This is a genomic window from Micromonospora sp. NPDC047812 (assembly GCF_040704175.1).
Lineage (GTDB): Bacteria > Actinomycetota > Actinomycetes > Mycobacteriales > Micromonosporaceae > Micromonospora.
The window spans coordinates 302,272-328,108 of sequence record NZ_JBEYRY010000001.1; the positions used below are offsets into that span (position 1 = coordinate 302,272).

The window sequence follows — 25,837 nt, forward strand, 5'->3', positions numbered from 1 at the left end:
GCCGAGCGACGAACTGGCGTGTGATCGCAGCTAGGTGCCGTCCCACCTCCGGCGCGCGCCGCAGCCACCTCGACCGGGAGCGCGGGTGCTCGTACTGCTGATCCTCCACTTCGTGGCGGCCCTCGTCGCGCCGCTGCTCGTCCGGTGGTGGGGTCCCCGCGCCTGCTACCCGCTGGCGCTGGCGCCGGCGGCGGCGTTCGGCTGGGCGCTGGCCCGCACGCCCGCCGTCCACGACGGCGGCGCGGTGGTCGAGACGTACCCGTGGATCGGCCAGCTCGGCGTCGACCTGGCGCTGCGGCTGACCACCCTGTCCTGGCTGATGACCCTGCTCGTCGGTGGCGTCGGCGCGCTGGTCCTGGTCTACAGCGCCCACTACTTCGGCCGGGAGTCCGCCGGCGTGGCCCGGTTCGCGGCCGTGCTGGTGGCCTTCGCGGGGGCGATGCTCGGCCTGGTCCTCGCCGACGACCTGCTGCTGCTCTACGTCTGCTGGGAGCTCACCACGATCTTCTCGTACCTGCTGATCGGGCACAGCACCGAGCGGCGCTCCAGCCGCTGGGCGGCGGCGCAGGCGCTGACCGTGACCACGCTCGGCGGGCTGGCGATGCTGGTGGGGTTCATCATGCTCGGCGGGCACGCCGGCACCTACCGCTGGTCGGAGATCGCCGCCGCCCCGCTGCCGGACGGGGCGTACCTCGTCGCGGCGGTCGTGCTGATCCTCGCCGGGGCACTGTCCAAGTCGGCGCTGCTGCCGTTCAGCTCGTGGCTGCCGGTGGCGATGGCGGCGCCCACGCCGGTGAGCGCGTACCTGCACGCCGCCGCGATGGTGAAGGCGGGCGTCTACCTGATCGGGCTGCTCGCCCCGGTGCTGGCGGGCGTCGGGCCGTGGCGGCCGGTGGTCGTGGTCGCGGGCCTGGCCACCATGCTGACCGGCGGCTGGGCGGCGCTGCGGCAGACCGACCTGAAGCTGCTGCTGGCGTACGGCACCGTCAGCCAGCTCGGCCTGCTCGCGGTGGCCGTCGGGGCGGGCACCCCGGACACCGCGCTGGCCGGGGCGGCGATGCTGCTGGCCCACGCCCTGTTCAAGGCGCCGCTCTTCCTCGTCGTCGGCATCATCGACCACGGCGCCGGCACCCGCGACCTTCGGGAGCTGTCCGGGCTGGGCCGCCGCGCGCCGCTGCTCGTCACCGTGACGGTGCTCGCCGCCGCGTCGATGGCCGGGCTGCCGCCGCTGGTCGGCTTCGTCGCCAAGGAGGCCGTGCTTGCCGCCTTCACCGACCGGCCCGCCGTCGTCGCCGTGCTGGTGGTCGGCACCGCGCTCACCGTCGCCTACAGCGCCCGGTTCGTGTGGGGCGCGTTCGCCACCCGGCCGGGCGTGGAGCCGGCCGTGCTCGGGCGGGTCCCCGCGTCGATGCTCGCCCCGCCGGCCCTGCTGGCCGCCGTCGGGCTGGCCGCCGGCCCGGCCGCCGGGATCCTCGACGGCCTGCTCCGCCCGTACGCCGAGTCGTTCGGCGCCGTCGGCAAGGACCTGGCGCTCTGGCACGGCCTCAGCCCCGCGCTCGGCCTCTCCGCGCTGGCCGTGGCCGGCGGCGCGGCGCTGTTCGCGCTGCGCGGCCCGCTCGCCCCGGTGCTGGCCCGGCTGCACGTCCCGGTCAGCGGCAACCAGGGGTACGAGTGGTTCACCCGCCGCTTCGACCGGCTGGCCATCGAGGTAACCGGCGCCACCCAGCGCGGCTCGCTGCCGCAGTACCTCGGCGTCATCCTGCTCGTGCTCACCGTGGTGCCCGGCGGGGCGATGCTGGCCACCCGTCCGTGGCAGGACCGGATCGCACTCTGGGACAGCCCGTTGCAGGTTCTGGTGGTGGTGATCGTCACCGTCGCGGCGGTGCTCGCGGTCGGCGCCCGCCGGCGGCTGACGGCGATGCTGCTGGTGGGCATGACGGGCTACGGCACCGCGATGCTCTTCGTGGTCTACGGCGCGCCGGACCTGGCGCTGACCCAGTTCCTCGTCGAGACCGCCACCATCGCGGTGTTCGTGCTGGTGCTGCGCCGGCTGCCGGAGCGGTTCTCGGCCCGCCCGAAACGTCGGCGGTGGGTGCGCCGGGCGATCGGGCTGGCCGTCGGCGTGGTGGTCGGCGGGCTGGCCCTCACCGCCGCCTCGGCCCGGCGGGCGCCCACCATCTCCGACGCGTTCCCCGACCTCGCCGTCACCCACGGGTACGGCCGCAACGTGGTCAACGTGACCCTGGTCGACATCCGCGCCTGGGACACCATGGGCGAGCTGTCGGTGCTGGTGGTGGCCGCGACCGGCGTGGCCAGCCTGGTCTTCCAGCGGTCCCGGACCGGTCCCCGCCCCCGCCGCCCGGAGCCGCCGCGCCGGGTGCAGCGGCCGGGGCACCGGGTCTGGCTGCGCGGCGGGGCGACCCTGCACGAGCGGCAGCGCTCGATCGTGCTGGAGGTGGTGACCCGGCTGGTCTTCCACACGGTGGTGGTCTTCTCCCTGTTCCTGCTCTTCGCCGGCCACAACGCGCCGGGCGGCGGCTTCGCCGGCGGCCTCGTGGCGGGCCTGGCCCTGGCCGTGCGGTACCTGGCCGGCGGCCGCTACGAGCTGGCCGAGGCCGCCCCGGTCGCCGCGGGCACGGTGCTCGGCGCCGGCCTCTTCGTCTCGATCGGCACCGGGGCCGTCGCCCTGTTCACGGGTGGTTCGGTGCTCGAGAGCGCCCGGATCGACCTGTGGCTGCCGCTGATCGGGGACTTCTACCTGGTCACGTCCCTCTTCTTCGACGTCGGCGTCTACCTGGTCGTGGTCGGGCTGGTGCTGGACATCCTGCGCAGCCTCGGCGCCGAGGTGGACCGGCACATCGAGGCGGCCGGCGAGTCCGGGGGCGGGCTGCGGGTCGACCGGCAGGGGGAACGGCCGTGAGGACGGGCGCCGCGGGACCCTCCCTGGTGCTGGTCGTCGCCGCCGGGGTGCTGGTCGGCTGCGGGGTCACCCTGCTGCTGGAACGCAGCCTGACCCGGATCCTGCTGGGTGTCATCCTGCTCGGCAACGGGGTCAACGCGCTCATCCTGCTGGGCGGTCGCGCGGGGGCCGCCCCGCTGGTCGGCACGGCGCCCGCCGGCACGTTGAGCGACGCGCTGCCGCAGGCCATGATCCTCACCGCCATCGTGATCACCTTCGGGCTGACCGCGTTCCTGCTGGCGGTGAGCTACCGCAGCTGGTATCTGACCGGCGACGACGAGGTGCCCGACGACATCGAGGACCGGCAGGTCAGGCAGGCGGCCGAGCGCAACGAGCCGGCCGCCGCCGACTTCGGGGGAGAGGGCCCGGACGCCGACCCCGAGCAGGTCGACCCGGAGCCGCCGCGCCGGCTCCGGCGTGGGGACGGCCCGGGATGAGCTGGTACGGGCGGCGGGGCGCCCGATGAGCCGGCTCGTGCCGCTGCCCGTGGTGGTGCCGCTGCTGGGCGCGGCGCTGACCCTGCTGCTGGCCCGGTGGCCCGGGCTGCAACGGATCGTCAGCGTGAGCTGCCTGACCGCCACGCTGGCGGTGGCGGCGGTGCTGCTCGTGCAGGCGTACCGGCACGGGCCGGTGGTGGTCCAGGTCGGCGGGTGGCCTGCGCCGGTGGGCATCGTGCTGGTCGCGGACCAGCTCGCCGCGCTGATGCTGGTGGTCTCCTCGGCGGTGACCCTGTGCGTGCTGCTCTATTCCGTCGGCCAGGGGCAGGGGGACGTGGGCGAGACCGCCCCGGTGACCATCTACCACCCCACCTACCTGGTGCTGACCGCCGGCGTGACCAACGCGTTCCTCGCCGGCGACCTGTTCAACCTCTTCGTCGGCTTCGAGATCCTGCTGGCCGCGAGCTTCGTGCTGATCACCCTCGGCGGCACCGAGACCCGGATCCGCACCGGCTCGACGTACGTCGTGGTCAGCATCCTCTCCTCGATGATCTTCCTCGCCTCGGTGGGCCTGGTGTACGCGGCCACCGGCACCCTGAACATGGCCCAGCTGGCGCACCGGCTGGACGCGCTGCCCGACGGCGTACGGCTGACCCTGCAGCTGATGCTGCTGCTCGCCTTCGGGATCAAGGCGGCGGTCTTCCCGCTCTCGGCCTGGTTGCCGGACAGCTACCCGACGGCGCCGGCCCCCGTCACGGCGGTCTTCGCCGGCCTGCTCACCAAGGTCGGCGTGTACGCGATCATCCGCACCGAGACGCTGCTCTTCCCGGGCGGGCGGCTCGCCGGACCGCTGATGGTGGTGGCCGGGCTGACCATGGTGGTCGGCATCCTCGGCGCGGTGGCCCAGGCCGACATGAAGCGGCTCTTCTCGTTCACCCTGGTCAGCCACATCGGCTACATGATCTTCGGAGTGGGGCTGAGCACCGTGGCCGGGCTCTCCGGCGCGATCTTCTACGTGGTGCACCACATCACCATCCAGACCACGCTGTTCCTGGTCGCCGGGCTGGTCGAGGAGCGGGCCGGCAGCACCGACCTGCGCCGCATCGGCGGGCTGGCCCGGGCGGCCCCGCTGCTCGGCGTCCTCTTCTTCGTCCCCGCCATGAACCTCGCCGGAGTGCCGCCCTTCTCCGGGTTCCTCGGCAAGCTCGGCCTGCTCCAGGCCGGCGTCGCGGCCGGCGAGCCGCTGCCCGGCGTGCTGGTCGCGGCGGGGACGGTGACGAGCCTGCTCACCCTCTACGTGGCCTCGCGGGTGTGGAACATCGCCTTCTGGCGCGCCCCCCAACTCGCCACCACCGAGCCGGTCGTCCGCCTCCCCGCGCTGATGGTCGGCGCGACGATCGCGCTGGTCGGGCTGGGGCTGGCGTTGACCGTCGTCGCCGGGCCGCTGTTCGACGTCACCGCCGACGCGGCGGCCGACCTGCGCGAGCGCACCCCCTACATCCGTTCCGTGCTGCCGGTCGGTGCCCCGTGACCCGGGCCTCGGCGTCGCCGCGCGGGCGGGGGCGGCGCCGCGACCGGATGATCGCCTTCGGCTGGCTGGTGCTGGTCTGGAGCCTGCTCTGGGGGGACTTCTCGTGGGGCAACCTCGCGGGCGGGGCGCTGGTGGCCGGTGCCGTCCTGCTGTTCTTCCCGCTGCCGCCCGTGAGCTTCGGCGGCCGGCTGCGCCCTGGGCCGATGTTCGTCTTCGCGGTGCGCTTCGTCGGCGAGCTGGTCAGCGCCAGCGCGCACGTCGCCCGGGTCGCGGTGCAGCCCGGCTATCGGCCCCGGGGGGCGATCATCGCGGTCCGCCTGCGGGTGCGTACCGACCTGAACCTGGCGCTCACCGCCGAGGCGATCTCGCTGGTGCCGGGCACGCTGATCGTCGAGGTGGACCGGGACGTCGGAGTCCTCTACGTGCACGTGTTCGACACCCACGGCCCGCAGGACCTGCGCGGCAGCCGGCGGCGGATCCTCGCCGTCGAGCGCCGGCTCGTCCGCGCGGTGGGCTCCGACGCCGAGGTCCGCGAGGTGGGCGCCGATCCCGTCGAGAGGGGACCCTGACCCGTGACCACGTTCCTCGCCGTCACCCTCACCACCCTGTTCTCGCTGACCGCCCTGCTGGCCCTGATCCGGCTCTACCGGGGGCCGTCGCTGATCGACCGGGTGGTCGCGGCCGACATGCTGCTCGCCACCATGGTGGGCGCGGTCGGCGCGGAGGCCGCGGTGAACCGCCACGCCACCACCCTGCCGGTGCTGGTGGCGCTGTCCATGCTCGGCTTCGTGGGATCGGTGTCCCTGGTCCGCTTCGCCGTCCGCGAGGACGGTGAGGCCTGATGTGGGGCGACCTCGCCGACTGGTTGGGCGGCGGCTGCCTGGTGGCCGGCGCCCTGCTGAGCCTCGCCGCCGGGATCGGGGTGCTGCGCTTCCCGGCCACGCTGGACCGGATGCACGCCGCGACCAAGCCGCAGGTGCTCGGGGTGCTGCTCCTGCTGCTGGGCCTGGGGCTGCGCCTGCGGACCCCGGCCGACCTCGGCATGGTGGCGCTGGTCGGGATCTTCCAGCTGGCCACCGCTCCCGTGGCGGCGCAGATGATCGGCCGGGCCGCGTACCGCGCCGGCCGGGTCGAGCCGGCCCTGCTCGACGCCGACGAGCTCGCGTCCGCCGACCGTCGTGCGGGTGGCGGGGGCGACCCGTCCTGACCCGTGGCCTCCATGGGGTCGCATCCGAGGCGTCCCCATTCGAGGACTGCGACGAATCTTGCGCCGGGCAGGCCCCTCGCCGGCCGCGGCGGCGCGGACGTCGGAGGGCCTTCGGCACACCTTCAGCGGATATCCAGCCGATCCCGATAAAATGGGCCGCATGATCGACTCTTCTGCCCAGGAGGGCAGCAGTAGCCAGCCGGGTCGTGCCCGGCGTATCCCGACCCCGACGTCCCCGGGAGCCCTGAGCGACCCGTGTTGATCGTCGTTGGTCTTCTTCTCATCATCGTTCTCACCGTCGCCACGGGCTACTTCGTGGCCCAGGAGTTCGGCTACGTCGCCGTGGACCGGAACCGGCTCAAGCAGCTCGCCGACGACGGCGACAAGGCCGCCGTCCGGGCGCTGGAGGTGACCGGACGGCTGTCGTTCATGCTCTCCGGCGCGCAGCTCGGCATCACCGTCACCGCCCTGCTGGTCGGTTACGTCGCCGAGCCGTTCCTCGGCGCCGGGCTGGCCGAGCTGCTCGGGGTGGCCGGCGTCTCCACGGCCGTCAGCCTGCCGCTCTCGGTCGCCCTCGCCCTGGTCATCGCCACCGTGGTGCAGATGGTCCTCGGCGAGCTGGCACCGAAGAACCTCGCCCTCGCGCGGGCCGAGTCCCTCGCGAAGGCCCTGAGCCGCTCCACCCTGATCTACCTCAAGGTCGCCGGTCCGCTGATCAAGCTCTTCGACCGGGCCGCGGTCCGGCTGCTCCGCCGCGTCGGCATCGAGCCGATCGAGGAACTGCCCAGCGGGGCCACCCCGGAGGACCTGGAGCAGATCATCGCCGAGTCCCGGCAGGAGGGGCACCTGACCGCCGAGATGTCCACGCTGCTCGACCGGGGGCTCGACTTCCGCGAGCTGACCGCCGGCGAGGCCATGGTGCCGCGCGTCGACGTGCACACCGTACGCGCGCACGAGCCGCTCAGCCGGGTCGTGGAGCTGCTGGACACCGGCAAGTCCCGTTTCCCCGTACGCGGCACCGAGGGCGTCGACGACCTCGTCGGCGTGGTCGGCATCGCCGACGTGCTCGGCGTACCCCCGGAGCGGCGCGCGAGCACCCCGGTCAGCGCGGTCGCCGGCCCCCCGCTGCTGGTGCCGGAGACGCTGCCGCTGCCGACGGTGCTGGACCGGCTGCGCTCCGGCCACCGGCAGCTGGCCTGCGTGGTCGACGAGTACGGCGGCTTCGCCGGCGTGATCACGCTGGAGGACATCGCCGAGGAACTCGTCGGCCCGATCCGCGACGAGGACGACCCGCCGGAGCGGGCCCCGGCCCGGCAGGAGGACGGCTCCTGGGTGGTGCCGGCCCGCTGGCGCATCGACGAGGTCGCCGACAGCACCGGCATCGCGCTGCCCGAGGCCCCGGAGTACGACACGCTCTCCGGCCTGGTCATGCGGGAGCTGGGGCGGGTCCCCGAGGTCGGTGACCGGCTGGAGATCAGCCTGCCGGCCGACGGCGAGGACGGCGGGGACGGGCCGCGCGCCCTGGTCGAGGTGCTGGCCGTCGACCGGCACGTGGCCGACTCCGTCCGGCTGCGGATGGCCGAGCCGGGGGAGGTGTCCGCATGAGCCCCGGCATCGCGCTCTTCACGTCGGTGATCCTGCTGGCGCTGAACGGCTTCTTCGTGGCTGCCGAGTTCGCCCTGGTGGCCAGCAAGCGCTACCGGCTGGAGCACGCGGCGGCCGGTGGCGGCCGGGCCGCCCGGGCCGCGCTGGACGGCGTACGCGAGCTGTCGCTGATGCTCGCCGGCGCACAGCTCGGCATCACGCTGTGCACCCTGGGTCTCGGCGCGCTCGCCGAACCGGCGATCGAGCACCTGCTGAGCCCGCTGCTGCACGCGGTCGGGCTGCCGGACGCCGCGAGCCACGTGGTCGCGCTGATCTTCGCACTCAGCGTCGTCACCTTCCTGCACCTGGTGGTCGGGGAGATGGCGCCGAAGTCCTGGGCGATCACCGACGCGGAACGCTCGGCGGTGCTGCTGGCGCTGCCGTTCCGCGCCTTCGCGCGGGTCGCCCGGCCGGTGCTGTCGGTGATGAACGCGCTGGCCAACGCGATGTTGCGGCTGGTCAAGGTCAACCCGCAGGACCAGCTCGCCCAGGTGCACGGCCCGGACGAGCTGCGCATGCTGCTGGAGCAGTCCCGCGAGCACGGGCTGCTCGGCGCGGAGCAGCACCAGATGCTGACCAGCATGCTGGAGTTGCAGGGCACCACGGTGGCCCAGGTGATGGAGCCGTTCCACCAGATGGTGACGGTGCGCCGCGACGAGGGGGCCGACCGCATCGAGCAGGTCAGCCGCGACAGCGGCCGGTCGCGGCTGGCCGTGCTGGACGCCAGCGGTGACGTCTGCGGCCTGGTCCACGTCCGGGAGGCGGTGCGGGCCACCACCACGGGCCGTACGGTCACCGCCGGCGACCTGATGACCAACGCCTTCACCCTGCCGGCCTCGGCGTCGGTGACCGAGGCGGTGGCGGAGATGCGGGCCCGGCAGTCCCAGCTCGCGCTGGTGCGCAACGGCGGCGGGCCGACCCGCCCGATCGGGTTCGTCGCGCTGGAGGACCTGCTGGAGGAGGTCATCGGCGAGTTCGACGACGAGACCGACCCGGTGCCGCGCGGTCGACGCATGAGGTGAAACCGGACGGGTGGCCGCTCTTCGCCGAAGGCGGGGCGGCCACCCGCCGGGTCCGCGACCATGGAAGTGGCCGAGCTGGCCCGGTGGCGGACGGGGGAGTGCCGTGCGGTTGACGGGGGTGTCGCCCGAGTCCGGCTGGACCGGCCTGTCGGTGCGCACGGCCCTGGCCAACGCGAGCACCCGTCCCGGGCTGCGGCTGCCGGGGCGGGTCACCGTCGTCGCCGGCTCCACCGACGTACCCGTCCTGCACGTCCGGCTCGGCCTGGTCACCACGGCCGAGCCGGACGACCCGGAGGCTCCCCGTCGCCTGGTGCAGTTCCACCAGGCGACGGTGGCCGGCGGTTTCGTGCTGCGGGCCGGGCGGGGCCGGTCGATCCCGTTCGAGTTCCCGCTGCCGTGGGAGACCCCGGTGACCGTGTTCGGCGGGGCGCCCCTGCTCAGCCTGCGGATGGGGCTGCGTACGGAGGTGGCGGTCGAGCCCCGCCTCGACCAGGGCGCGATGGTGCCGGTCTTCGTGCATCCGCTGCCCACCCAGGCGCACGTCCTGGCGGCCCTCGACACGCTCGGCTTCAGCATGCGCCAGGCCGGCCTGGTCGACGCGCGGCTGCCGGGGGTGGCCCAGACCCTGCCGCTGCACCAGCGGCTCGGCTACTGGGTGGCGCCGCTCTACGCCGGGCCGATCACCGAGCTGGAGCTGATCTTCATCGCCGAGCCGGCCGGGCTGGAGGTGATCCTCTGGCTGGACCGGCGGCTGGCCCTGGCCGGGATCACCCACCAGAGCATCAGCCGGTTCCGGGTCTGGCACGCCGGCGCCGACAAGCGGGACTGGATCGCGACCGTGGACGCCTGGCTGCGTACGGCGATCAACCGGCACGCCGCGGCCGCCGCGCACGCCGACTGGTCCGCGACCCTCACGGGGTCGGCGCACGTCAGCCGCCCGCCGGACGAGCCGATCCACCCCGGCTTCGGGCTGGGCGGCACCGCCGGCGGGGGCGGCATCGGCGGCGGCTCCGGCGGCGGCGACGGCACGTGACCCGACCGGGGTCAGGCGGTCGCGGTGGCCAGCTTGAGGCTGAAGCCGAGGAAGAGCGCGGCGACGCCCGTGGTGGCGCCGGCGGCCAGGCGGTGGCGCCGACGGAACTGCGCCGCCAGGAACGTGCCCGTGAAGATCAGCGCGGTCAGGTAGAGCACGCTGGTGACCTGGGCGATGAGCCCGAGCAGCAGGAACGACAGCGCCGGCCAGGCGTAGCCCGGGTCCACGAACTGGATGAAGAACGAGACGAAGAAGAGGATCGCCTTCGGGTTGAGCAGGCTGATCACCATCGCCTTGCGGAACGGGCTGCGCATCGCCGCCGGCTCCGCGGCGTCGATGAGGCGCGGGGCGGCCGGGTCGTTGCGGGTCCGCCAGCGTCGCCACGCGCCGCGCAGCATCGTCAACCCCACATAGCCGAGGTACGCGGCGCCGGCGTACTTGATCACGAGGAAGAGCGACGGGTACGCCTGGACCAGCGACGCCACGCCGGCGGCGGAGAGGAACATCAGCACCCCGTCGCCGACGAAGACCCCGCCGGCCGCCCGGTAGCCGGCCGCCACGCCCCGCTGCGCGGCGGTGGAGAGCACGAAGAGGGAGTTGGGACCGGGCAGCAGAACGATCGCCACGGTGCCCAGCACGTACGTCCAGATGTCGGTGATGCCCAGCACGCCCGCCATCATGGGGCCACGGGTGCCTCCCGGCGAAGCCTTTCCCGGAGCGTGACCTGTGCGTTCGGCCACTCGTCGACGGTCATCGAATACTGCACGGTGTCCCGCCAGGTGCCGTCCGGACGGATCCGGTGCCGGCGCAGCACCCCCTCGCGGGACGCGCCGAGGCGCTCGATCGCCCGCTGCGAGCGCCCGTTGCGGATGTCGGTGTGCCAGACCACCCGTACCGCGCCCAGCTCATCGAAGGCGCGGGTGAGCAGCAGCAGCTTCGCCTCCGTGTTGATCCCGGTGCGCCACCAGGGGCGGCCCAGGTAGGTGTAGCCGATCGCCACCGCCCGGCGCTCCGGGTCCACCTCGTAGAAGGAGGTGGTGCCGACCACCGTGCCCGTCACCGCGCAGCGCTGCACCCACGGCACCCGCTCGCCCCGCCGGTGGGCGGCCAGGGCGACGGCGATTTCGTCGGCGGTGCCGGCGGGGTCGGCCGGCTGCGGGCTGCCGAGGTGCCGCCAGACCTCGGGGTCGGCGGTGGCGGCGTGCAGCTCGTCGGCGTGCGCGAGGTCGAGCGGTTCCAGCAGCACGTGCTCCCCGCGCAGCACCGCCGGGTCGAGCCACGGCGACGTCTCCGGCCGCAGGTACGCCGGCACCGGCGCGGTCACCCCGGCGTCGGGTTCGGGCAGCCCGACGGTCAGCCGCAGCGGCACCACGCCGGCCCAGTGCGGTAGGGCGAGGTCGGTCTCCTCGTCGCGTACGCCGCCGGCGCGGGCGCGCACCGACACCTCCCGCAGCGGCAGGGCCAGCACGGCCGTCTCGGCCAGCTCCCGGCGCGACGGGGGTCGGCTGTCGGCGCTGCGCCCCGGGGCGGCCTTCTCCACCAGGGCGGTCAGCATCCGCAGCTTCTCCCGCTCGTCGGTGACCAGGCGGGCGGTGCCGTGCGCGACCACCGAGCGGTAGTTGGCGCTGTGGTGGAACTGCGAGCGGCCGTAGACGAGGCCGTCGAGCAGGGTGACCGCCACGCAGACCGGCAGCCCTTCGCCCCGGGCGGCGAGCAGCGGCCGGCTGCCGGTGGAGCCGTGCAGGTAGAGGGTGTCGCCGACGCGCACGTGCAGGGTGGGCAGCACCCGGGGTTCGCCGTCGACGGTGAACCCGAGCGCGCAGTCGTACGCCTCGTCGAGGACGGCGTGCGCGGCGGCCTCGTCGTAGCTCATCCGCTCCCGGGAGCGGCTGGCGGTGGTCCGGTCGGTGGGTGCGTACATGGCTCGACCTTTGTTCTAGTACAATCTCTGATTTGTGTCAGCACGCTATCAGGTCGTCGGCGCGACGGCCGCCGAGATTTCGGCCAGCATCGAATCGGGCATCCGCTCCGCCGCCCTCGCCCCGGGCGACGCGCTGCCCCCGGTGCGGGAGCTCGCCGCCCGGCTCGCGGTGAGCCCGGCCACCGCCGCCCGCGCCTACCAGGAGCTGCGCCAGCGGGGCCTGGTGGTCACCGCCGGCCGGCACGGCACCCGGGTCCGGCCCCGACCGCCGGTGGCCTCCCGGCGCTCCGCGCTGCGCCCGCCGACCGCCCCCGGCCTGCGCGACCTCTCCCGGGGCGAGCCGGACGTGCGGCTGCTGCCACCCCTCGGGGCGCACCTCGCCGGCCTGGCCGCCACCGCGGGGGAGCCGGTCGGCTACCCGGCGGCCGGCGTGCTGCCCGAGCTGGCCGAGGCGGCCCGCGAGCGGCTGGCCGCCGACGGCGTGCCGGCGGCGGAGCTGACCGTCACCGGCGGCGCGCTGGACGGCATCGAGCGACTGCTCGGCGCGCACCTGCGCCCCGGGGACGCGGTCGCGGTCGAGGACCCGGGCTGGGCCAACCTGCTCGACCTGGTCGCCGCGCTCGGGCTGCGGCCGATCGGCGTGCCGGTCGACGACGACGGGCCGCTCGTCGGCGGGGTCGCCGCCGCGCTCGCCGCCGGCGCCCGGGCGCTGATCGTGACGAGCCGGGCCCAGAACCCCACCGGCGCGGCGGTCTCCGCCGAACGGGCCGGCGAGCTGCGCGCCCTGCTCGCCGGGCGGTCCGACCTGCTGCTGATCGAGGACGACCACGCCGCCGAGCTGGCCCGCGTACCGCTGCACCCGCTCGCCGGGGCGACCCCGACGTGGGCCTTCGTCCGCTCGGTGAGCAAGCCGTTCGGCCCCGACCTGCGGCTGGCCGTGCTGGTCGGCGACGAGACCACGGTGGCCCGGGTGGCCGGTCGGGCCCGGGTCGGCGCCGGCTGGGTCTCCACGGTGCTGCAACGGCTGGTCCTGGCGCTCTGGCGGGACCCCGCCGTGGTCGGGCTGGTGGAGCGGGCCGCCGGCAGCTACGAGCGGCGGCGCGCGGCGCTGATCGACGCGCTCGCCGAGCACGGCCTGGCCGCCCACGGCCGCAGCGGCATCAACGTCTGGCTGCCGGTCGACGACGAGACCAGCGTGCTGACGGCGCTGCGCGACGCCGGCTGGGCGGTCGCGCCCGGCGCGCTGCACCGGATCGCCGGTCCGCCGGCGCTGCGGATCACCGTCAGCTCGCTCGACGAGGCGGAGATCCCGGACCTGGCCGAGGCGGTGGCCCGGGCGGTCCGGCCCGCCCCGGTCGCCGGCTTCACGGCGTGAGCGGGAGCCCGACGTGACCCGGACGGCCCGGTGCGGGCGAACCGCGTCGTCACTCCGCTCACACCGTCCACTTTGTTCACACCGGCGTGTCCCGCCCGGCGGGTCCCCGCGCCTGTTTCCTCCCGCACCGGGTAGAACAGTCGCCATGGCCGAGCAGACCGAGACCGCGCCGGGCGCGCAGAAGTTCATCCCGCCGCGGGCCGACACCCTCGACGACCTGCGCGCCGCCGCCGCCGGCTGCCGGGGCTGCGAGCTCTACCGGGACGCGTCGCAGACGGTCTTCGGTCGCGGCGACGCCGGTGCGCGGGTGGTCTTCGTCGGCGAGCAGCCCGGCGACATGGAGGACCAGAAGGGCCTGCCGTTCGTCGGCCCGGCCGGCCGGCTGCTGCGCAGGGCGGTCGACGACGCGCGACTCGACCCGGGCCACATCTACCTCACCAACGCCGTGAAGCACTTCCGCTTCGAGCAGCGCGGCAAGCGGCGCATCCACCAGACCCCCGACCGGGTGCACATCACCGCCTGCCGGCCCTGGCTGGTGGCCGAGTTCGCCCGGCTGCGCCCGGAGATCGTGGTGGTGCTCGGCGCCACCGCCGCCAAGGCCCTGCTCGGCCCGACGTTCGGGGTGACCCGCCAGCGCGGCGAGCTGCTGCCCTGGCCGGATTCGGCCCAGCACCCGGAGGACTTCCGGCGGGTGCCCGTGGACGCCGGGGGCGCCGTCGCCGACGCCCCGCCGACGCGGCTGCTGGCCACCATCCACCCGTCCGCCGTGCTGCGCGCGGACGACCAGGACAAGGCGTACGAGGGGCTGGTCGCCGACCTCACCGTCGCCGCCCGCGCCCTCGCCGGCCGGTAGCGGGGCCCGGACCACGCTGCGGCCCGGACCCCGCTGCGGCCCGGCGTGAGCAGCGCGGGCAGCAGGCTTTGGGGCGGCGTGGGCCTCGGGCGATGCGGAGGCACCGGCCCGGGCAGGGTTGCCGCGCTGGCCCTTTCGAGCTGAGTCGTTTGCGACATCAGGGCGTTCGGTGGCACCTGATGCGTTCGTGACATCAGCTCCAGAGGAAGCGCCCGGCCCGCCCCGATCGCGTCTTCGCCCGCCGAAGCCCGCGCCCCGGGCCCAGCGGCTGGCCGCTTGGCCACGTCGGCAGGCACTGGTGCGCGGTCCGGGGGAGTACGGAGGAGTGCCCGCCGGGGTCACCGGGTACCGCTTCCGGGCATGTCCCCCCGCCGCACCCGCCGTCCGCCACTGATCCGGCTGGGCGCGCCCGGCCCGTACGTGCTGGCCGCCGCGTTCGCCACCGCCGCCTGGTTCGTGGCGCGGCTGCTCGACGGCTCCGGTCGTTCTCCGGCGGAGGCCCTGCTCGGCGCGGGGGTGGGCGGCGTGCCCTGGGGGCTGTTCCCGGTGGCCCTCGGCTGGGTCGTGCGGGCCGACCGCGATCCGGCGTGGGAGGCGGCCCGCCGGGCGCTGCGTCGGGGCCGGCTTCCCGCCGACGAGCGGGCCCGGGCGGCCACGGTCGACCACCTGCCCGTGGCCCGGCGAGGGGCGGTGCTCGGCCTGGCGGGCGGCGTCGCGCTCTTCGGCGGACTGGCCGCGCTCGCGGCGGCGCTCGACCGGCCGTTGACCGCCGGACTGCTCGGCACCGTCCTCGCCGTCGTGCTCGGCGTCGCCGCACTGACCCTGACCAGGGTGCGCCGACTGGAACGCCCGCTCGGCGGCCCTGGGCAGGGCGGGTGAGCGGTGCCACACTTGCCGCCATGGAGCAGCATCTCTACGAGCGCGACCACGAGGAGTTCCGCGAGCTGTGCCGCGAGTTCCTGACCCGCGAGGCGGTGCCCCACCACGAGCGCTGGGAGGCCGACGGCATCGTCGACCGTGAGGTGTGGCACCGGGCCGGAGCGGCCGGCCTGCTGGGCATGGACGTCGACGCGGAGTACGGCGGCGGCGGGCAGCGGGACTTCCGGTTCAACGCCGTGCTGGACGAGGAGATCGTCGCCGCCGGCTGCACCGGGCTCGGCTTCGGCCTGCACAACGACGTGGTGGCGCCGTACCTGACCGAGCTGACCACCGACGAGCAGCGCAAGCGCTGGCTGCCCGGGTTCTGCTCCGGCGACCTGGTCACCGCGATCGCGATGAGCGAGCCGGGGGCCGGCTCCGACCTGGCCGGGATCCGCACGAGCGCGGTCCGCGACGGCGACAGCTGGGTACTCAACGGCCAGAAGACCTTCATCACCAACGGGGAGATGGCCGACCTGGTGGTCGTGGTCGTGCGTACCGCGCCCGACCAGGGCGCGCACGGGGTGAGCCTGATCGCGGTGGAGAGCGGCACCCCCGGCTTCTCCCGGGGCCGGCGGCTGGCCAAGGTCGGGCTCAAGGCCAACGACACCGCCGAGCTGTTCTTCGACGACTGCCGGGTGCCGGCGGAGAACCTGATCGGCACCGAGAACCACGGCTTCTACCACCTGATGGCCAACCTGCCCCGGGAGCGGCTCAGCATCGCGGTCGCCGCGGTGGCCGCCGCCGAGCGGCTGCTCGCCGTCACCCTCGACTACGCCCGCTCCCGGCAGGCGTTCGGCCGGCCGATCGGCGCGTTCCAGCACAACCGCTTCCTGCTGGCCGAGCTGGACACCGAGGTCACCATCGCCCGCACCTTCGTCAACCACTGCGTCGCGGAGCACAACGCCGGCCGGCTCTCGGTCACCGACGCGGCGAAGGCGAAGTGGTGGACCACCGAGCTGCAGAACAGGGTCGCCGACCGCTGCGTGCAGCTGCACGGCGGCTACGGCTACATGCTGGAGTACCCGGTGGCGAAGGCGTGGCTGGACGGGCGCGTGCAGACGATCTACGGCGGCACCACCGAGATCATGAAGGAGATCATCGGCCGGGGCCTCGGGCTGTAGCGTCAACCGGCTGCCGGGCGGCGGGGCTGGTGCGCAAGGATGAGATGGCATCTCGCCCCTTACTCCGAAGGAGCCGCCATGGCCACCGACCTCGCCGCGCCGCTCGCCGCGCCCGACGTCGCGACCATCCAGCGGCGTACCCTGCGGCTGCTCTTCGTCACCCAGATCATCGGCGGGATCGGGGTGACCATCGGCGTCGCCGTCGGGGCGCTGCTCGCCTCCGACATCGCCGGCACCGCCGTGGCGGGCCTGGTCAGCAGCGCCGCCGTGGTGGGCGGGGCGTTGCTCGCCGTGCCGGTCACCCGGATCATGACCGTCCGTGGCCGGCGGCCCGGCCTGGTCGTGGCGTACCTGACCGGCGCGGCCGGCGGCGCTCTGGTGGTCCTCGCCGCGGTGACCCGCTGGGTCCCGCTGCTCTTCCTCGGCATGCTCCTGTTCGGCGGCGGCAGCGCGGCCAACCTCCAGGCCCGCTACACGGCGGTGGACCTGGCCGAGCCGGCGCGCCGGGGCCGCCAACTCTCGTTGATCGTCTGGGCCACCACCCTCGGCGCGGTCGCCGCGCCGAACTTCGCCTCGCTCGCCGACCGCACCACCAGCGGCTGGGGGCTGCCGACGCTGGCCGGTCCGTTCGCGTTCAGCGCCGTCGCGCTCGTGCTGGCCGCCGGGGCGATCCTGGCGCTGCTGCGGCCGGACCCGCTGCTCACGGCGCGCCGGCTGGCGGCGACCGCCACCCCGGCGGCCCCCGTCGTCGTGCCGGCGCCGACCGCCCGGCGCGGTGCGGGCATGCGGGCCGCCTGGGCGGTGGTACGCGCGCGGCCGGCCGCCCGGCTCGGCATCGTCGCGGTGGCGGTCGGCCACCTGGTCATGGTCGCGGTGATGGTGATGACCCCGGTGCGCCTGCACGAGTGGCACGACGACGCCGACGTGCTGCGCGTGGTCGGTCTCGTGCTGAGCCTGCACATCGCCGGCATGTACGCGCTGGCCCCGGTGGCGGGCTGGCTCACCGACCGGGCCGGCCGCCGGGCGGTGATCCTCGGCGGCGTCGGGCTGCTGCTCGCGGCGTGCGCGGTCGCCGGCACGGCCGGGCACCACACGGCCTGGCTCTCGGTCGGGTTGTTCCTGCTCGGCCTGGGCTGGTCGGGGACCATGGTCGCGGGCTCGACGCTGCTGTCGGAGTCGGTGCCGGTGGGGATCCGGCCGAGCGTGCAGGGGCTTTCCGACCTGACCATGGGCCTGGCCGGCGCCGCCGCCGGGGCGGTCAGCGGGTTTGTCGTGGAGGCGGCCGGTTACCCGGTGCTCACCGGGCTCGCGGCGGTCGCGGTGGTGCCCCTGGTGACGCTAGCGTTGCGGCCGGTGCCGGTGGGGGCACCGGACGAGGAGGACTGATCACGTGCGGCTGACCGACTTCTGGTCCCGGCTGGAGGAGGCCTTCGGGCCCGGCTACGCGGGCAGCATCGCCCGCGACCAGGTCCTCTCGCAGCTCGGTGGGCGGACCATCGAGCAGGCCCTGGCGTCGGGCGAGCAGGCCCACGTGGTGTGGCGGGCGGTCTGCGCCGCCTATCCCGACCGGGTGCCCGCCCGACTACGCTGAGCAGCCGTTTCGCGGCTTCCGCGTGTCGCTTGCCGACTCGTACACCTGTTCGGCTATTGTCCACAGCGGGGTGCTCGTCCACAGCTCACGGCCGGTCGGCTGGTTTTCTGTCGGACCCAGCGCCTAGCGTGTCCGCGTGACGCGAAGCTCAGGAAAGACGCCGGCGAAGGCAGGGGTGGCAAACATGGCCGCAGGGCCCGATCGGGAGAAGGCACTCGACCTTGCTCTCGCTCAGATCGACAAGCAGTTCGGCAAGGGTTCGGTGATGCGGCTGGGAGAGCGGCCGGTCGTCCAGACCTCGGTGATTCCGACGGGTTCGATCGCGCTCGACGTGGCGCTCGGCGTGGGCGGTCTGCCCCGGGGCCGGGTCGTCGAGATCTACGGTCCGGAGTCCAGCGGTAAGACCACGGTGGCCCTGCACGCGGTGGCCAACGCCCAGCGGGCCGGCGGCATCGCCGCCTTCGTCGACGCCGAGCACGCGCTCGACCCGGAGTACGCCAAGGCCCTCGGTGTCGACACCGACGCCCTGCTGGTCTCCCAGCCGGACACCGGCGAGCAGGCGCTGGAGATCACGGACATGCTCGTCCGCTCCGGCGCGATCGACATCATCGTCATCGACTCGGTGGCCGCGCTGGTGCCGCGCGCCGAGATCGAGGGCGAGATGGGTGACAGCCACGTGGGTCTCCAGGCGCGGCTGATGAGCCAGGCGCTGCGGAAGATCACCGGTGTGCTCAACAACACCGGCACCACGGCGATCTTCATCAACCAGCTCCGCGAGAAGATCGGCGTGATGTTCGGCAGCCCCGAGACCACCACGGGTGGCCGGGCCCTGAAGTTCTACGCCTCGGTCCGGCTAGACGTGCGCCGCATCGAGAGCCTCAAGGACGGCACCGACGTGGTCGGCAACCGCACCCGGGTCAAGGTCGTGAAGAACAAGGTCGCCGCGCCGTTCAAGCAGGCCGAGTTCGACATCATGTACGGCAAGGGCATCTCCCGCGAGGGCTCGCTGATCGACGTCGGCGTCGAGCAGGCGATCATCCGCAAGTCCGGCGCCTGGTACACCTACGACGGCGACCAGCTGGGCCAGGGCAAGGAGAAGGCCCGCGAGTTCCTCCGGGAGAACCCGGACGTCGCCGCGGAGATCGAGAAGAAGATCCTGGAGAAGCTCGGCGTCGGGATCGGCGCGGGCGACGCCGCCGGTGGCCCGGAGCTGCCGCCGGTCGACTTCTGACCGGCCCCTGACCCGTGGCAGGACGACGCGCCCGCACCGGGCGGGGCTGGGATGCCAGCCCCGCCCGCACGGGCGACGACAGCGCGCCGCGGCCCCGCCGGGCCCGGCGCGGCCGTACCGACGACACCGACCCCGAGGCGCCCCCGGCCCCGCCGCGCGACGAGGCCGAGCTGGCGCGGGAGATCTGCCTGCGTCAGCTTGCCGTCCGGCCCCGCACCCGCGCCGAGCTGGCCGGGGCGCTGGCGAAGCGGGGCGTCTCCGACGAGATCTCGGCGGAGGTGCTCGACCGCTACGACGAGGTCGGCATCATCGACGACGCCGCCTTCGCCCGGGCCTGGGTGGCCAGCCGGCACTCCGGCCGGGGCCTGGCCCGCCGGGCGCTGGCCAACGAGCTGCGCCAGCGCGGGGTGGACGGCGAGGTCGCGAGCGAGGCGCTCGGCGAGCTTGACGAGGAGACCGAGGCCGAGACCGCCCGCGCCCTGGTGGAGCGGAAGCTGCGCACCGCCCGGGGCGAGCCGGACGCGGTCTTCCGGCGGCTGGTGGCCATGCTGGCCCGCAAGGGCTACCCGCCGGGCGTGGCGATCCGGGCGGTGAAGGACGCGCTCGCCGCGCAGAGTGCCGAGGCGGCCGAGTTCGCCGAGCAGATCGACGCCGACGCGCTCGCCGAGGCCGAGGGCGAGCTGGACCGGGACAACCGCCCCCTCGGGTGAACGGGAGCGCCGGGCCGGGACGGGCCCGCTGCTCAAAGGCGCGTCGCGACGGGCCCCTGAGCCCGGCAGCCGGACCGGAGGTGGCCCGGTCGGGTCGGTCGGGTTGGCCGGAGAGGGCGTGTCGCGACAGGGCGGCGAACCTCTCGGTGGGACTTGGCGTCGGAGGCGTGTGGGTGACGAAGCCGCGGGGCCCGGCGGTGGGCGGAGGGAGACTTCGATGCTGAAGGCGTGCCTCAACGGGGCCCGTGGGCGGGACGAGCATCCGGCGCTGCCGGTCACCCCGACCGAGCTGGCGGCCGACGCGGCCCGCTGCGCGGCGCTCGGGGTCGGCGCGGTGCACGTGCATCCGCGGGACGCCGCCGGCCGGGAGTCCCTGCACCCGCCGGTGGTCGCCGCCGCGCTGGACGCGATCCGGGCCGCCCGGCCGGGGCTGCCGGTCGGGGTGAGCACCGGGGCCTGGATCGAGCCGCAGCCGGCCGCCCGGGTGGCCGCGGTCCGGGCCTGGACCGTGCTGCCCGACTTCGCCTCGGTCAATGCTCACGAGCCGGGCGCGGAGGCGGTGGCGGCGGCCCTGCACGCGCGGGGCGTCATGGTCGAGGCGGGGCTCTGGACGGTCGACGCGGTCGGTGCGTACGCGCGGTGGCGGGTGCCCGCCGGGCGGATCCTGATCGAGTGCATGGCCGAGGACCCTGCGGTGGCGCTCGCGGACGCCGCCGCGATGCTGGCGGCGCTGCCGTCCCCCGCGGCCGGAAGCCCGCCGGTCCTGCTGCACGCCGAGGGGCCGGCGACCTGGTCGGTGCTGACCGAGGCGGTACGCCGGGGCCTGCACAGCCGCGTCGGGCTGGAGGACACGCTGTCGCTGCCCGACGGCTCGCCCGCGCCCGACAACGCCGCGCTGGTGACGGCGGCGCTGGCGGCGGGCGCCCGTTGACCGGTGTGTCGTGGGTGGGGCAGGAGGCACCGCTGACCCGCCCGACCCCGGCGCCAGCCCCACGGCCCCACGGCCCCGCCGCCGCGCCACCGCGGCTCGCCGGCCCCGTCGCGCGCTCACGATCGGTTGACGAGGGCCGGCGGCGGGCCCCGGGAACGGCCGGCTCGGTGACAGACGATCAGGGGAGTGGTGCGGTCGTGCGGCTACCCGTGGGTTCCGGCGAGCGTGGCGGCGCAGACGGTTGCGTCACAGCCGGCCGGTGGCGCGACGGCGGGTACGCGCGCGCGGCCGTCGGGTGGTGCCTCGGCGGGCGGGCGCTCGGGCCCCGCTGAGCAGGGCCGACGCGGCGGGCGGCCCGACCGGCTGCCGTTTTGTCCGCCGGTGTCCGGGCGTGCATCAACTTTGCGTGACGTGACAACTTCTCTCCGTTCGGGGGGTTTGATCATGAGTTCTTGACCGGAGCCCCCCGGGAGACCTAGCCTCGCCATACAGGCTCACATTGCCCGACCAAGCGCAGGCTAAGCGCACAACATAGATCGCGTAACGGAACAGCATCACTTTGGCCGATCCGATCGGTCATTGACGGCAGCGTCGGACTGGCCGGTCCGACGCTGGCGTGACAACTGCACCCGGCCGTCGGCGATGCTCCCGCGTGGGCACCGCCGACGGAAGCTACCCCACGGCCAGTCGCTCCGGTCGGGCGTCCACAGCCGCAGGGTGCGTGCCCATCGGCACGGTCGCTGCGGTCCCGACGTTCAGGGGAGGCGGCCATGGCGAGGCGGCGCAGTTCCACCGGGGTCCCGACATGAGCGGGCCGGTCGGGCCGGGCCCCGTGGCCACCGTCCGGGACGGGGCGTCGGCATGAGCGGGTTCGACATCGTGATCCTCGCCGTGGTGCTGGTCCTGACCGTGGTCGTGCTCGGGGCGGTGCTGCTCGGCGTGCGGGCGCTGCGCCGCTTCGGTGCGGCGCCGGCGCCCGAGGATCCCGCCTTCATCGCCGAGAAGGACCGGCAGGAGCAGTCCCTCGCGGCCCTGCGCACCGCCGCCGACGAGGCCAACAGCACGATCGACGTGGCGAAGTCCGCCGCCGCGGCGGCCCGCGCCGAGGCGGCGGCCGCGAAGGCCGAGGCGAAGGCGGCCCGGGCGGAGGCCCGCCGGGTGCTCGACGACGCCCGGGCGGAGGCCGACACCGTCCTGGAACGGGCCCACAAGCAGGCCGAGGCCGACGCGGAGCAGCTGCGGGCCACCGCCCGGCGCAGCGGCGAGCGGGAGGTCGCGGTGCTCGCCGCCACCACCCGCGAGCAGGCCGCCGAAGTGGAGCGGCGGGCGGCCCGGATGGACGAGCGCGAGCGGCTGCACACCGAGGAGGTGGAGCGGCTCGCCGAGCGGGAGCGGCAGCTCACCGCCGCCAGCGCGGCCCTGTCGGCCCGCGAGGCCGCCCTCGCCCAGCGGGAGGCCGAGCTGGCCGAGGCGGAGGAGCACCGGCGTCGCGAGCTGGAGCGGGTCGCCGGCCTCACCGCCGACGCGGCCCGGGCGGAGCTCATCGAGGCAATCGAGGGCCAGGCCAAGCGGGAGGCCGCCCTGCTGGTCCGCGACATCGAGTCCGACGCCCGCGGCACCGCCGAGCAGCGCGCCCGGCACATCGTCGTGGACGCCATCCAGCGGGTCGCCAGCGAGCAGACGGCGGAGAGCGTGGTCAGCGTCCTGCACCTGCCCGGCGACGAGATGAAGGGGCGGATCATCGGCCGGGAGGGCCGCAACATCCGCGCCTTCGAGTCGGTCACCGGCGTCAACCTGATCATCGACGACACCCCCGAGGCGGTGCTGCTCTCCTGCTTCGACCCGGTGCGCCGGGAGGTCGGCCGGCTGACGCTGGAGAAGCTGGTCCTGGACGGGCGGATCCACCCGCACCGCATCGAGGAGGTCTACGACCTGGCCCGGCACGAGGTGGAGGAGCTCTGCCAGCGGGCCGCCGAGGACGCCCTGGTCGAGGTCGGCATCACCGAGATCCACCCGGAGCTGGTCACCCTGCTCGGCCGGCTGCGCTACCGGACGTCGTACGGGCAGAACGTGCTCAAGCACCTGGTGGAGACCGCGCACATCGCCGGGATCATGGCCGCCGAGCTGCGGCTGGACGTGCCGATCATCAAGCGCTCGGCGTTCCTGCACGACATCGGCAAGGCGCTCACCCACGAGGTGGAGGGCAGCCACGCCATCATCGGCGCCGACCTGGCCCGCAAGTACGGCGAGAGCGAGGACGTCGTCCACGCGATCGAGGCGCACCACAACGAGGTGCCGCCGCAGACCATCGAGGCCGTCCTCACCCAGGCGTCCGACGCCTGCTCGGGCGGTCGGCCGGGGGCCCGGCGGGAGAGCCTGGAGGCGTACGTCAAGCGGCTGGAGCGGATCGAGGAGATCGCGGCCGGCAAGCTCGGCGTGGAGAAGGTCTTCGCCATGCAGGCCGGCCGGGAGATCCGGGTGATGGTCAAGCCGGACGACGTGGACGACATCGGCGCGGCCGTGCTGGCCCGGGACGTGGCCAAGCAGATCGAGGAGGAGCTGACCTACCCGGGTCAGATCCGGGTGACCGTGGTCCGCGAGTCCCGGGTCACCGAGATCGCCCGCTGACGGCGCGACCGACCTCCACCGCCGGGGCCGCCCGCTGACGGCGCAACGCGAAGGGCCGGCCCGATGATCGGGCCGGCCCTTCGTCGTGGGGTGGGGATCAGGCGCCGCCGGTGCCCTCGACCTGCGCGGTGAGCGCCGACGGGGGCGGGTTCTGGGCCGGGGTGCCGGCGGTCTTGCGACCGCGCGAGAGCCGGCGCTGGACGTACTGGGCCAGCTTCGACAACGAGTAGTTCACCAGGATGAACATCACCGCGATCACGACGTAGACCTGGATCGGATTGTCCAGCGCGCCGATGATCTGCTTGCCGATGTTCAGGGTCTCCTCGTAGCTGATGATGAAGCCGAGCGAGGTGTCCTTGAGTACCACGACGAGCTGGCTGATCAGCGCCGGCAGCATGATCCGGAACGCCTGCGGCAGCAGGATCATCCGGGTGGTCTGCGCCGGGGAGAGCCCGATCGCGGCAGCCGCCTCGGCCTGCCCGCCGGGCAGGCCCTCCATGCCGGAGCGGAGGATCTCGGCGATCACCACGGAGTTGTAGATGGTCAGGCCGATGACCAGGTACCACAGCGTGTCGAACGAGACGCCGAACTCGGGGAAGCCGCGGGCCACGAAGAAGATCGTGATGACCACGGGCAGGCCCCGGAACACCTCGACGCAGACCCGGGTGACCGCCGACAGCAGCATGTTCAGCCCGCGCAGCAGGTACGCCAGCGGCGTGGCGAGCCCGGTGAAGCGGCGCCGGGTCAGGCTCTTGAGCTGGATCCGCAGCACCGCGAGCAGGGTGCCGACCACCAGCGAGGAGACGATCGCCAGGGCGGCGGCGGTCAGCGTGTTCTGGAAGCCGGTGCCGATCCGCTTCCACACCTGCGAGAAGTTCTCGTTGGAGGGGTCGATCAGCGGCCCCCAGAGCTCCATCGAGAACTGGCCCTTGTCGTCCAGCGGGCGGTAGACCAGGAAGTACACGGCGGCGAGCAGCAGCACCGTCGCCACCACGCTGCCGATCAGCGTGAGCCGGCGCTGCCGGGGGCCGGGGACGTCGTAGAGGACGCTCTGCTGGCTCATCGGGCCACCGCCTGCCGCTTCTCGATCCGGTCGAGGAGCGCGCCGAGGGGGACGGTCATGATCAGATATCCGATCGAGATGCCGATGGCGACGGGGACGAAGGCGTAGCCCTCGGCCGAGGTGAGCTGGTCGGCGGTCTGCGAGAGGTCGCCGACCACGCCGAAGAAGCCGACCAGCGCCGAGTTCTTGATCATCGCGATGATCACCGACCCGAGCGGCACCACCGACGCCTTCCAGGACTGCGGCAGCACCACGTACCGCAGGTTCTGGCCGAAGGTGAGGCCCAGCGACCGGGCGGCCTCCGCCTGGCCGGCGGGCACGGCGTTCACGCCGGAGCGCAGCGCCTCGCAGACGAACGCCGCGGTGTAGAGCACCAGCGCGATCAGCGCGAAGCGGAAGTACGGCAGATCGGTGTCGAGCCGGCTGAACACCGCGTCGAGGCCGGGGACGCGCAGGAAGTCGGCGTTGGAGCCGAGCGCCGGCAGGCCGAACGCGGCGAAGAACATCACCACGGTCAGCGGCATGTTGCGGAAGACGTTGACGTAGCCGGTGCCGACCGCCCGCAGCGGCGGCACCGGGGAGATCCGCAGCACCGCCAGGACGGCGCCCAGTATCAGGGCGCCGACGGCGGCGAGTACGCAGATCTGGAGGGTGAGCCAGAAACCACCCGCGAAGACGTCGAACTTGTCGATGAGCACACTCACGGGCCGGTCTTCCTCCCCACCCTCCAGATCAACGGATCAGCTCAGTAGCGGTCGACGGTCGGCGCGGCGCCGAGCTCGGCGCCGAACTTGCCGGCGGTGTCGTCCCAGGCCTTCTTCCAGCTGCCGTCGGCGAACGCCTTCTCCAGCGTGTCGTTGACGAAGTTGCGGAAGTCGGTGTCCTCCTTCTTCACCCCGAGGCCGTACGGCTCCTTGGTGAAGTTCTCGCCGGCCAGCTTGAACGACGCCTCGTCCTTGGCGATGTAGCCGAGCAGGATCACGTTGTCCGTGGTGACGGCGTCGACCTGGCCGCCCTTGAGGGCGTCGCGGCACTTGTCGTAGGTGTCGAAGAGCACCAGCTGGGTGCCGACGTCCTTGACGTACTTCTTGATCTCCTCGGCCGGCGTGGAGCCGGTGACCGAGCAGACCTTCTTGGTGCCGTCCTTGAACGAGTCCGGCCCGGTGATGGCGGCCTCGTCCTTCTTCACCATGATGTTCTGGCCGGCCTCGTAGTACGGCCCGGCGAACGCGATGCGCTCCTTGCGCTTGGGGTTGATCGTGTAGGTGGCGGCGACCAGGTCGACCGTGCCGTTCACGATCACGTCCTCGCGGACCTTCGAGGGGGCCTCGACCCACTCGATCTTGTCCTCGGGGATGCCCAGCTCCTTGACGATGATCTTCGCGACCTCGACGTCGAAGCCCTCCGGCTTGCCGGACAGGCCCTTCTGGCCGAAGCCGGGCTGGTCGAACTTCGTGCCGATCTTGATGGCCTGGGCCTTGTTGAGGCGCTCCATCGTGCTGCCGGCGGCGAAGGACTTGCTGCCGGCGCCGGTGCCCTCGTCGGCGTCGTCGCCACCGCAGGCGGTCATGCCGAGTGCCAGGGTGGCGGCCGCCGCGAGCGCCGCTACGCGCGTGATACGCATACACTTCTCCTTCTTCGACGGAACCCGCCGGGGGA

24 protein-coding genes are annotated in these 25,837 nt (G+C 74.1%); 19 read left to right on the forward strand and 5 right to left on the reverse strand.

The window, feature by feature from the left end:
* The first annotated feature begins 85 nt into the window (after positions 1-85).
* The 9 genes from AB0883_RS01345 (at position 86) to AB0883_RS01385 (ending at position 9,833) form a co-directional block, all read left to right on the forward strand.
* Positions 86-2,920 (forward strand): Na+/H+ antiporter subunit A, encoded by a 2,835-nt coding sequence (locus tag AB0883_RS01345; RefSeq protein ID WP_366638509.1) that lies wholly within the window; start codon positions 86-88, stop codon positions 2,918-2,920.
* Complete coding sequence (locus AB0883_RS01350) at positions 2,917-3,396, forward strand: Na(+)/H(+) antiporter subunit C (protein ID WP_366638510.1); 480 nt, start codon at positions 2,917-2,919, stop codon at positions 3,394-3,396. Before AB0883_RS01345 ends, AB0883_RS01350 begins: the two co-directional genes overlap by 4 nt.
* Positions 3,397-3,421: 25 nt before the next feature.
* Positions 3,422-4,927 (forward strand): Na+/H+ antiporter subunit D, encoded by a 1,506-nt coding sequence (locus AB0883_RS01355; protein ID WP_366638512.1) that lies wholly within the window; start codon positions 3,422-3,424, stop codon positions 4,925-4,927.
* Positions 4,924-5,496: a Na+/H+ antiporter subunit E gene (locus tag AB0883_RS01360; RefSeq protein WP_366638513.1), complete on the forward strand. Its 573-nt coding sequence runs from the start codon at positions 4,924-4,926 to the stop codon at positions 5,494-5,496. Before AB0883_RS01355 ends, AB0883_RS01360 begins: the two co-directional genes overlap by 4 nt.
* Before the next feature lie 3 nt (positions 5,497-5,499).
* Positions 5,500-5,769 carry a monovalent cation/H+ antiporter complex subunit F gene (locus AB0883_RS01365; RefSeq protein ID WP_366638515.1) on the forward strand — a complete coding sequence of 90 codons (270 nt, stop codon included), beginning with the start codon at positions 5,500-5,502 and terminating at the stop codon, positions 5,767-5,769.
* Complete coding sequence (mnhG, locus tag AB0883_RS01370) at positions 5,769-6,134, forward strand: monovalent cation/H(+) antiporter subunit G (protein WP_366638517.1); 366 nt, start codon at positions 5,769-5,771, stop codon at positions 6,132-6,134. The genes AB0883_RS01365 and mnhG overlap by 1 nt, the downstream gene beginning before the upstream one ends.
* Before the next feature lie 255 nt (positions 6,135-6,389).
* Positions 6,390-7,739, forward strand: coding sequence for a hemolysin family protein (locus tag AB0883_RS01375; RefSeq protein ID WP_366638519.1), 1,350 nt, complete (start codon positions 6,390-6,392; stop codon positions 7,737-7,739).
* Positions 7,736-8,800 carry a hemolysin family protein gene (locus AB0883_RS01380; RefSeq protein WP_366638521.1) on the forward strand — a complete coding sequence of 355 codons (1,065 nt, stop codon included), beginning with the start codon at positions 7,736-7,738 and terminating at the stop codon, positions 8,798-8,800. The genes AB0883_RS01375 and AB0883_RS01380 overlap by 4 nt, the downstream gene beginning before the upstream one ends.
* Positions 8,801-8,903: 103 nt before the next feature.
* A complete protein-coding gene (locus AB0883_RS01385) occupies positions 8,904-9,833 on the forward strand; it encodes a sporulation protein (protein ID WP_366638523.1) in 930 nt (309 codons plus the stop codon).
* Positions 9,834-9,844: 11 nt separating this feature from the next.
* On the opposite strand, the gene leuE is transcribed toward AB0883_RS01385, so the two are convergent.
* Positions 9,845-10,513: a leucine efflux protein LeuE gene (leuE, locus tag AB0883_RS01390; protein ID WP_366638525.1), complete on the reverse strand. Its 669-nt coding sequence runs from the start codon at positions 10,511-10,513 to the stop codon at positions 9,845-9,847.
* Positions 10,510-11,754: a bifunctional pyridoxamine 5'-phosphate oxidase family protein/GNAT family N-acetyltransferase gene (locus AB0883_RS01395; RefSeq protein WP_366638527.1), complete on the reverse strand. Its 1,245-nt coding sequence runs from the start codon at positions 11,752-11,754 to the stop codon at positions 10,510-10,512. The genes leuE and AB0883_RS01395 overlap by 4 nt, the downstream gene beginning before the upstream one ends.
* 34 nt (positions 11,755-11,788) lie before the next feature.
* Here AB0883_RS01395 and AB0883_RS01400 point away from each other — a divergent pair, with 34 nt between their 5' ends.
* From AB0883_RS01400 to rny, 10 genes are all read left to right on the forward strand, one after another.
* Positions 11,789-13,129: an aminotransferase class I/II-fold pyridoxal phosphate-dependent enzyme gene (locus AB0883_RS01400; protein WP_366638529.1), complete on the forward strand. Its 1,341-nt coding sequence runs from the start codon at positions 11,789-11,791 to the stop codon at positions 13,127-13,129.
* A 112-nt stretch (positions 13,130-13,241) separates the two neighbouring features.
* Positions 13,242-13,982 (forward strand): UdgX family uracil-DNA binding protein, encoded by a 741-nt coding sequence (locus AB0883_RS01405; RefSeq protein WP_366640216.1) that lies wholly within the window; start codon positions 13,242-13,244, stop codon positions 13,980-13,982.
* 360 nt (positions 13,983-14,342) lie between these two features.
* Entirely contained in the window at positions 14,343-14,861 is a 519-nt protein-coding gene (locus AB0883_RS01410; RefSeq protein ID WP_366638531.1) for a hypothetical protein, read from the forward strand.
* A gap of 20 nt (positions 14,862-14,881) precedes the next feature.
* Positions 14,882-16,024, forward strand: coding sequence for an acyl-CoA dehydrogenase family protein (locus AB0883_RS01415; protein ID WP_366638532.1), 1,143 nt, complete (start codon positions 14,882-14,884; stop codon positions 16,022-16,024).
* Between the two features lie 78 nt (positions 16,025-16,102).
* The gene (locus AB0883_RS01420) at positions 16,103-17,410 is read left to right on the forward strand and encodes an MFS transporter (RefSeq protein ID WP_366638533.1); all 1,308 of its coding nucleotides are present in this window, start codon (positions 16,103-16,105) and stop codon (positions 17,408-17,410) included.
* A 4-nt stretch (positions 17,411-17,414) separates the two neighbouring features.
* Positions 17,415-17,615 carry a DUF3046 domain-containing protein gene (locus AB0883_RS01425; protein WP_357087184.1) on the forward strand — a complete coding sequence of 67 codons (201 nt, stop codon included), beginning with the start codon at positions 17,415-17,417 and terminating at the stop codon, positions 17,613-17,615.
* Between the two features lie 184 nt (positions 17,616-17,799).
* A complete protein-coding gene (recA, locus tag AB0883_RS01430) occupies positions 17,800-18,846 on the forward strand; it encodes a recombinase RecA (RefSeq protein ID WP_366638534.1) in 1,047 nt (348 codons plus the stop codon).
* A gap of 14 nt (positions 18,847-18,860) precedes the next feature.
* On the forward strand, positions 18,861-19,556 hold the full coding sequence (locus AB0883_RS01435) for a regulatory protein RecX (RefSeq protein ID WP_366638536.1): 696 nt from the start codon (positions 18,861-18,863) through the stop codon (positions 19,554-19,556).
* 217 nt (positions 19,557-19,773) lie between these two features.
* Positions 19,774-20,487: a 3-keto-5-aminohexanoate cleavage protein gene (locus AB0883_RS01440; RefSeq protein WP_366638538.1), complete on the forward strand. Its 714-nt coding sequence runs from the start codon at positions 19,774-19,776 to the stop codon at positions 20,485-20,487.
* A gap of 861 nt (positions 20,488-21,348) precedes the next feature.
* Positions 21,349-23,115, forward strand: a complete 1,767-nt coding sequence (rny, locus tag AB0883_RS01445; protein WP_366638539.1) for a ribonuclease Y — start codon at positions 21,349-21,351, stop codon at positions 23,113-23,115.
* A 97-nt stretch (positions 23,116-23,212) separates the two neighbouring features.
* On the opposite strand, the gene AB0883_RS01450 is transcribed toward rny, so the two are convergent.
* Genes AB0883_RS01450 through AB0883_RS01460 form a run of 3 tightly spaced genes read right to left on the reverse strand, consistent with a single transcriptional unit; the run spans position 23,213 to position 25,802 of the window.
* Positions 23,213-24,178, reverse strand: a complete 966-nt coding sequence (locus AB0883_RS01450; RefSeq protein WP_366638540.1) for an amino acid ABC transporter permease — start codon at positions 24,176-24,178, stop codon at positions 23,213-23,215.
* Complete coding sequence (locus AB0883_RS01455; protein WP_358091683.1) at positions 24,175-24,882, reverse strand: amino acid ABC transporter permease; 708 nt, start codon at positions 24,880-24,882, stop codon at positions 24,175-24,177. Before AB0883_RS01455 ends, AB0883_RS01450 begins: the two co-directional genes overlap by 4 nt.
* A 41-nt stretch (positions 24,883-24,923) precedes the next feature.
* The gene (locus tag AB0883_RS01460; protein ID WP_366638541.1) at positions 24,924-25,802 is read right to left on the reverse strand and encodes a glutamate ABC transporter substrate-binding protein; all 879 of its coding nucleotides are present in this window, start codon (positions 25,800-25,802) and stop codon (positions 24,924-24,926) included.
* Between the last annotated feature and the right edge of the window lie 35 nt (positions 25,803-25,837).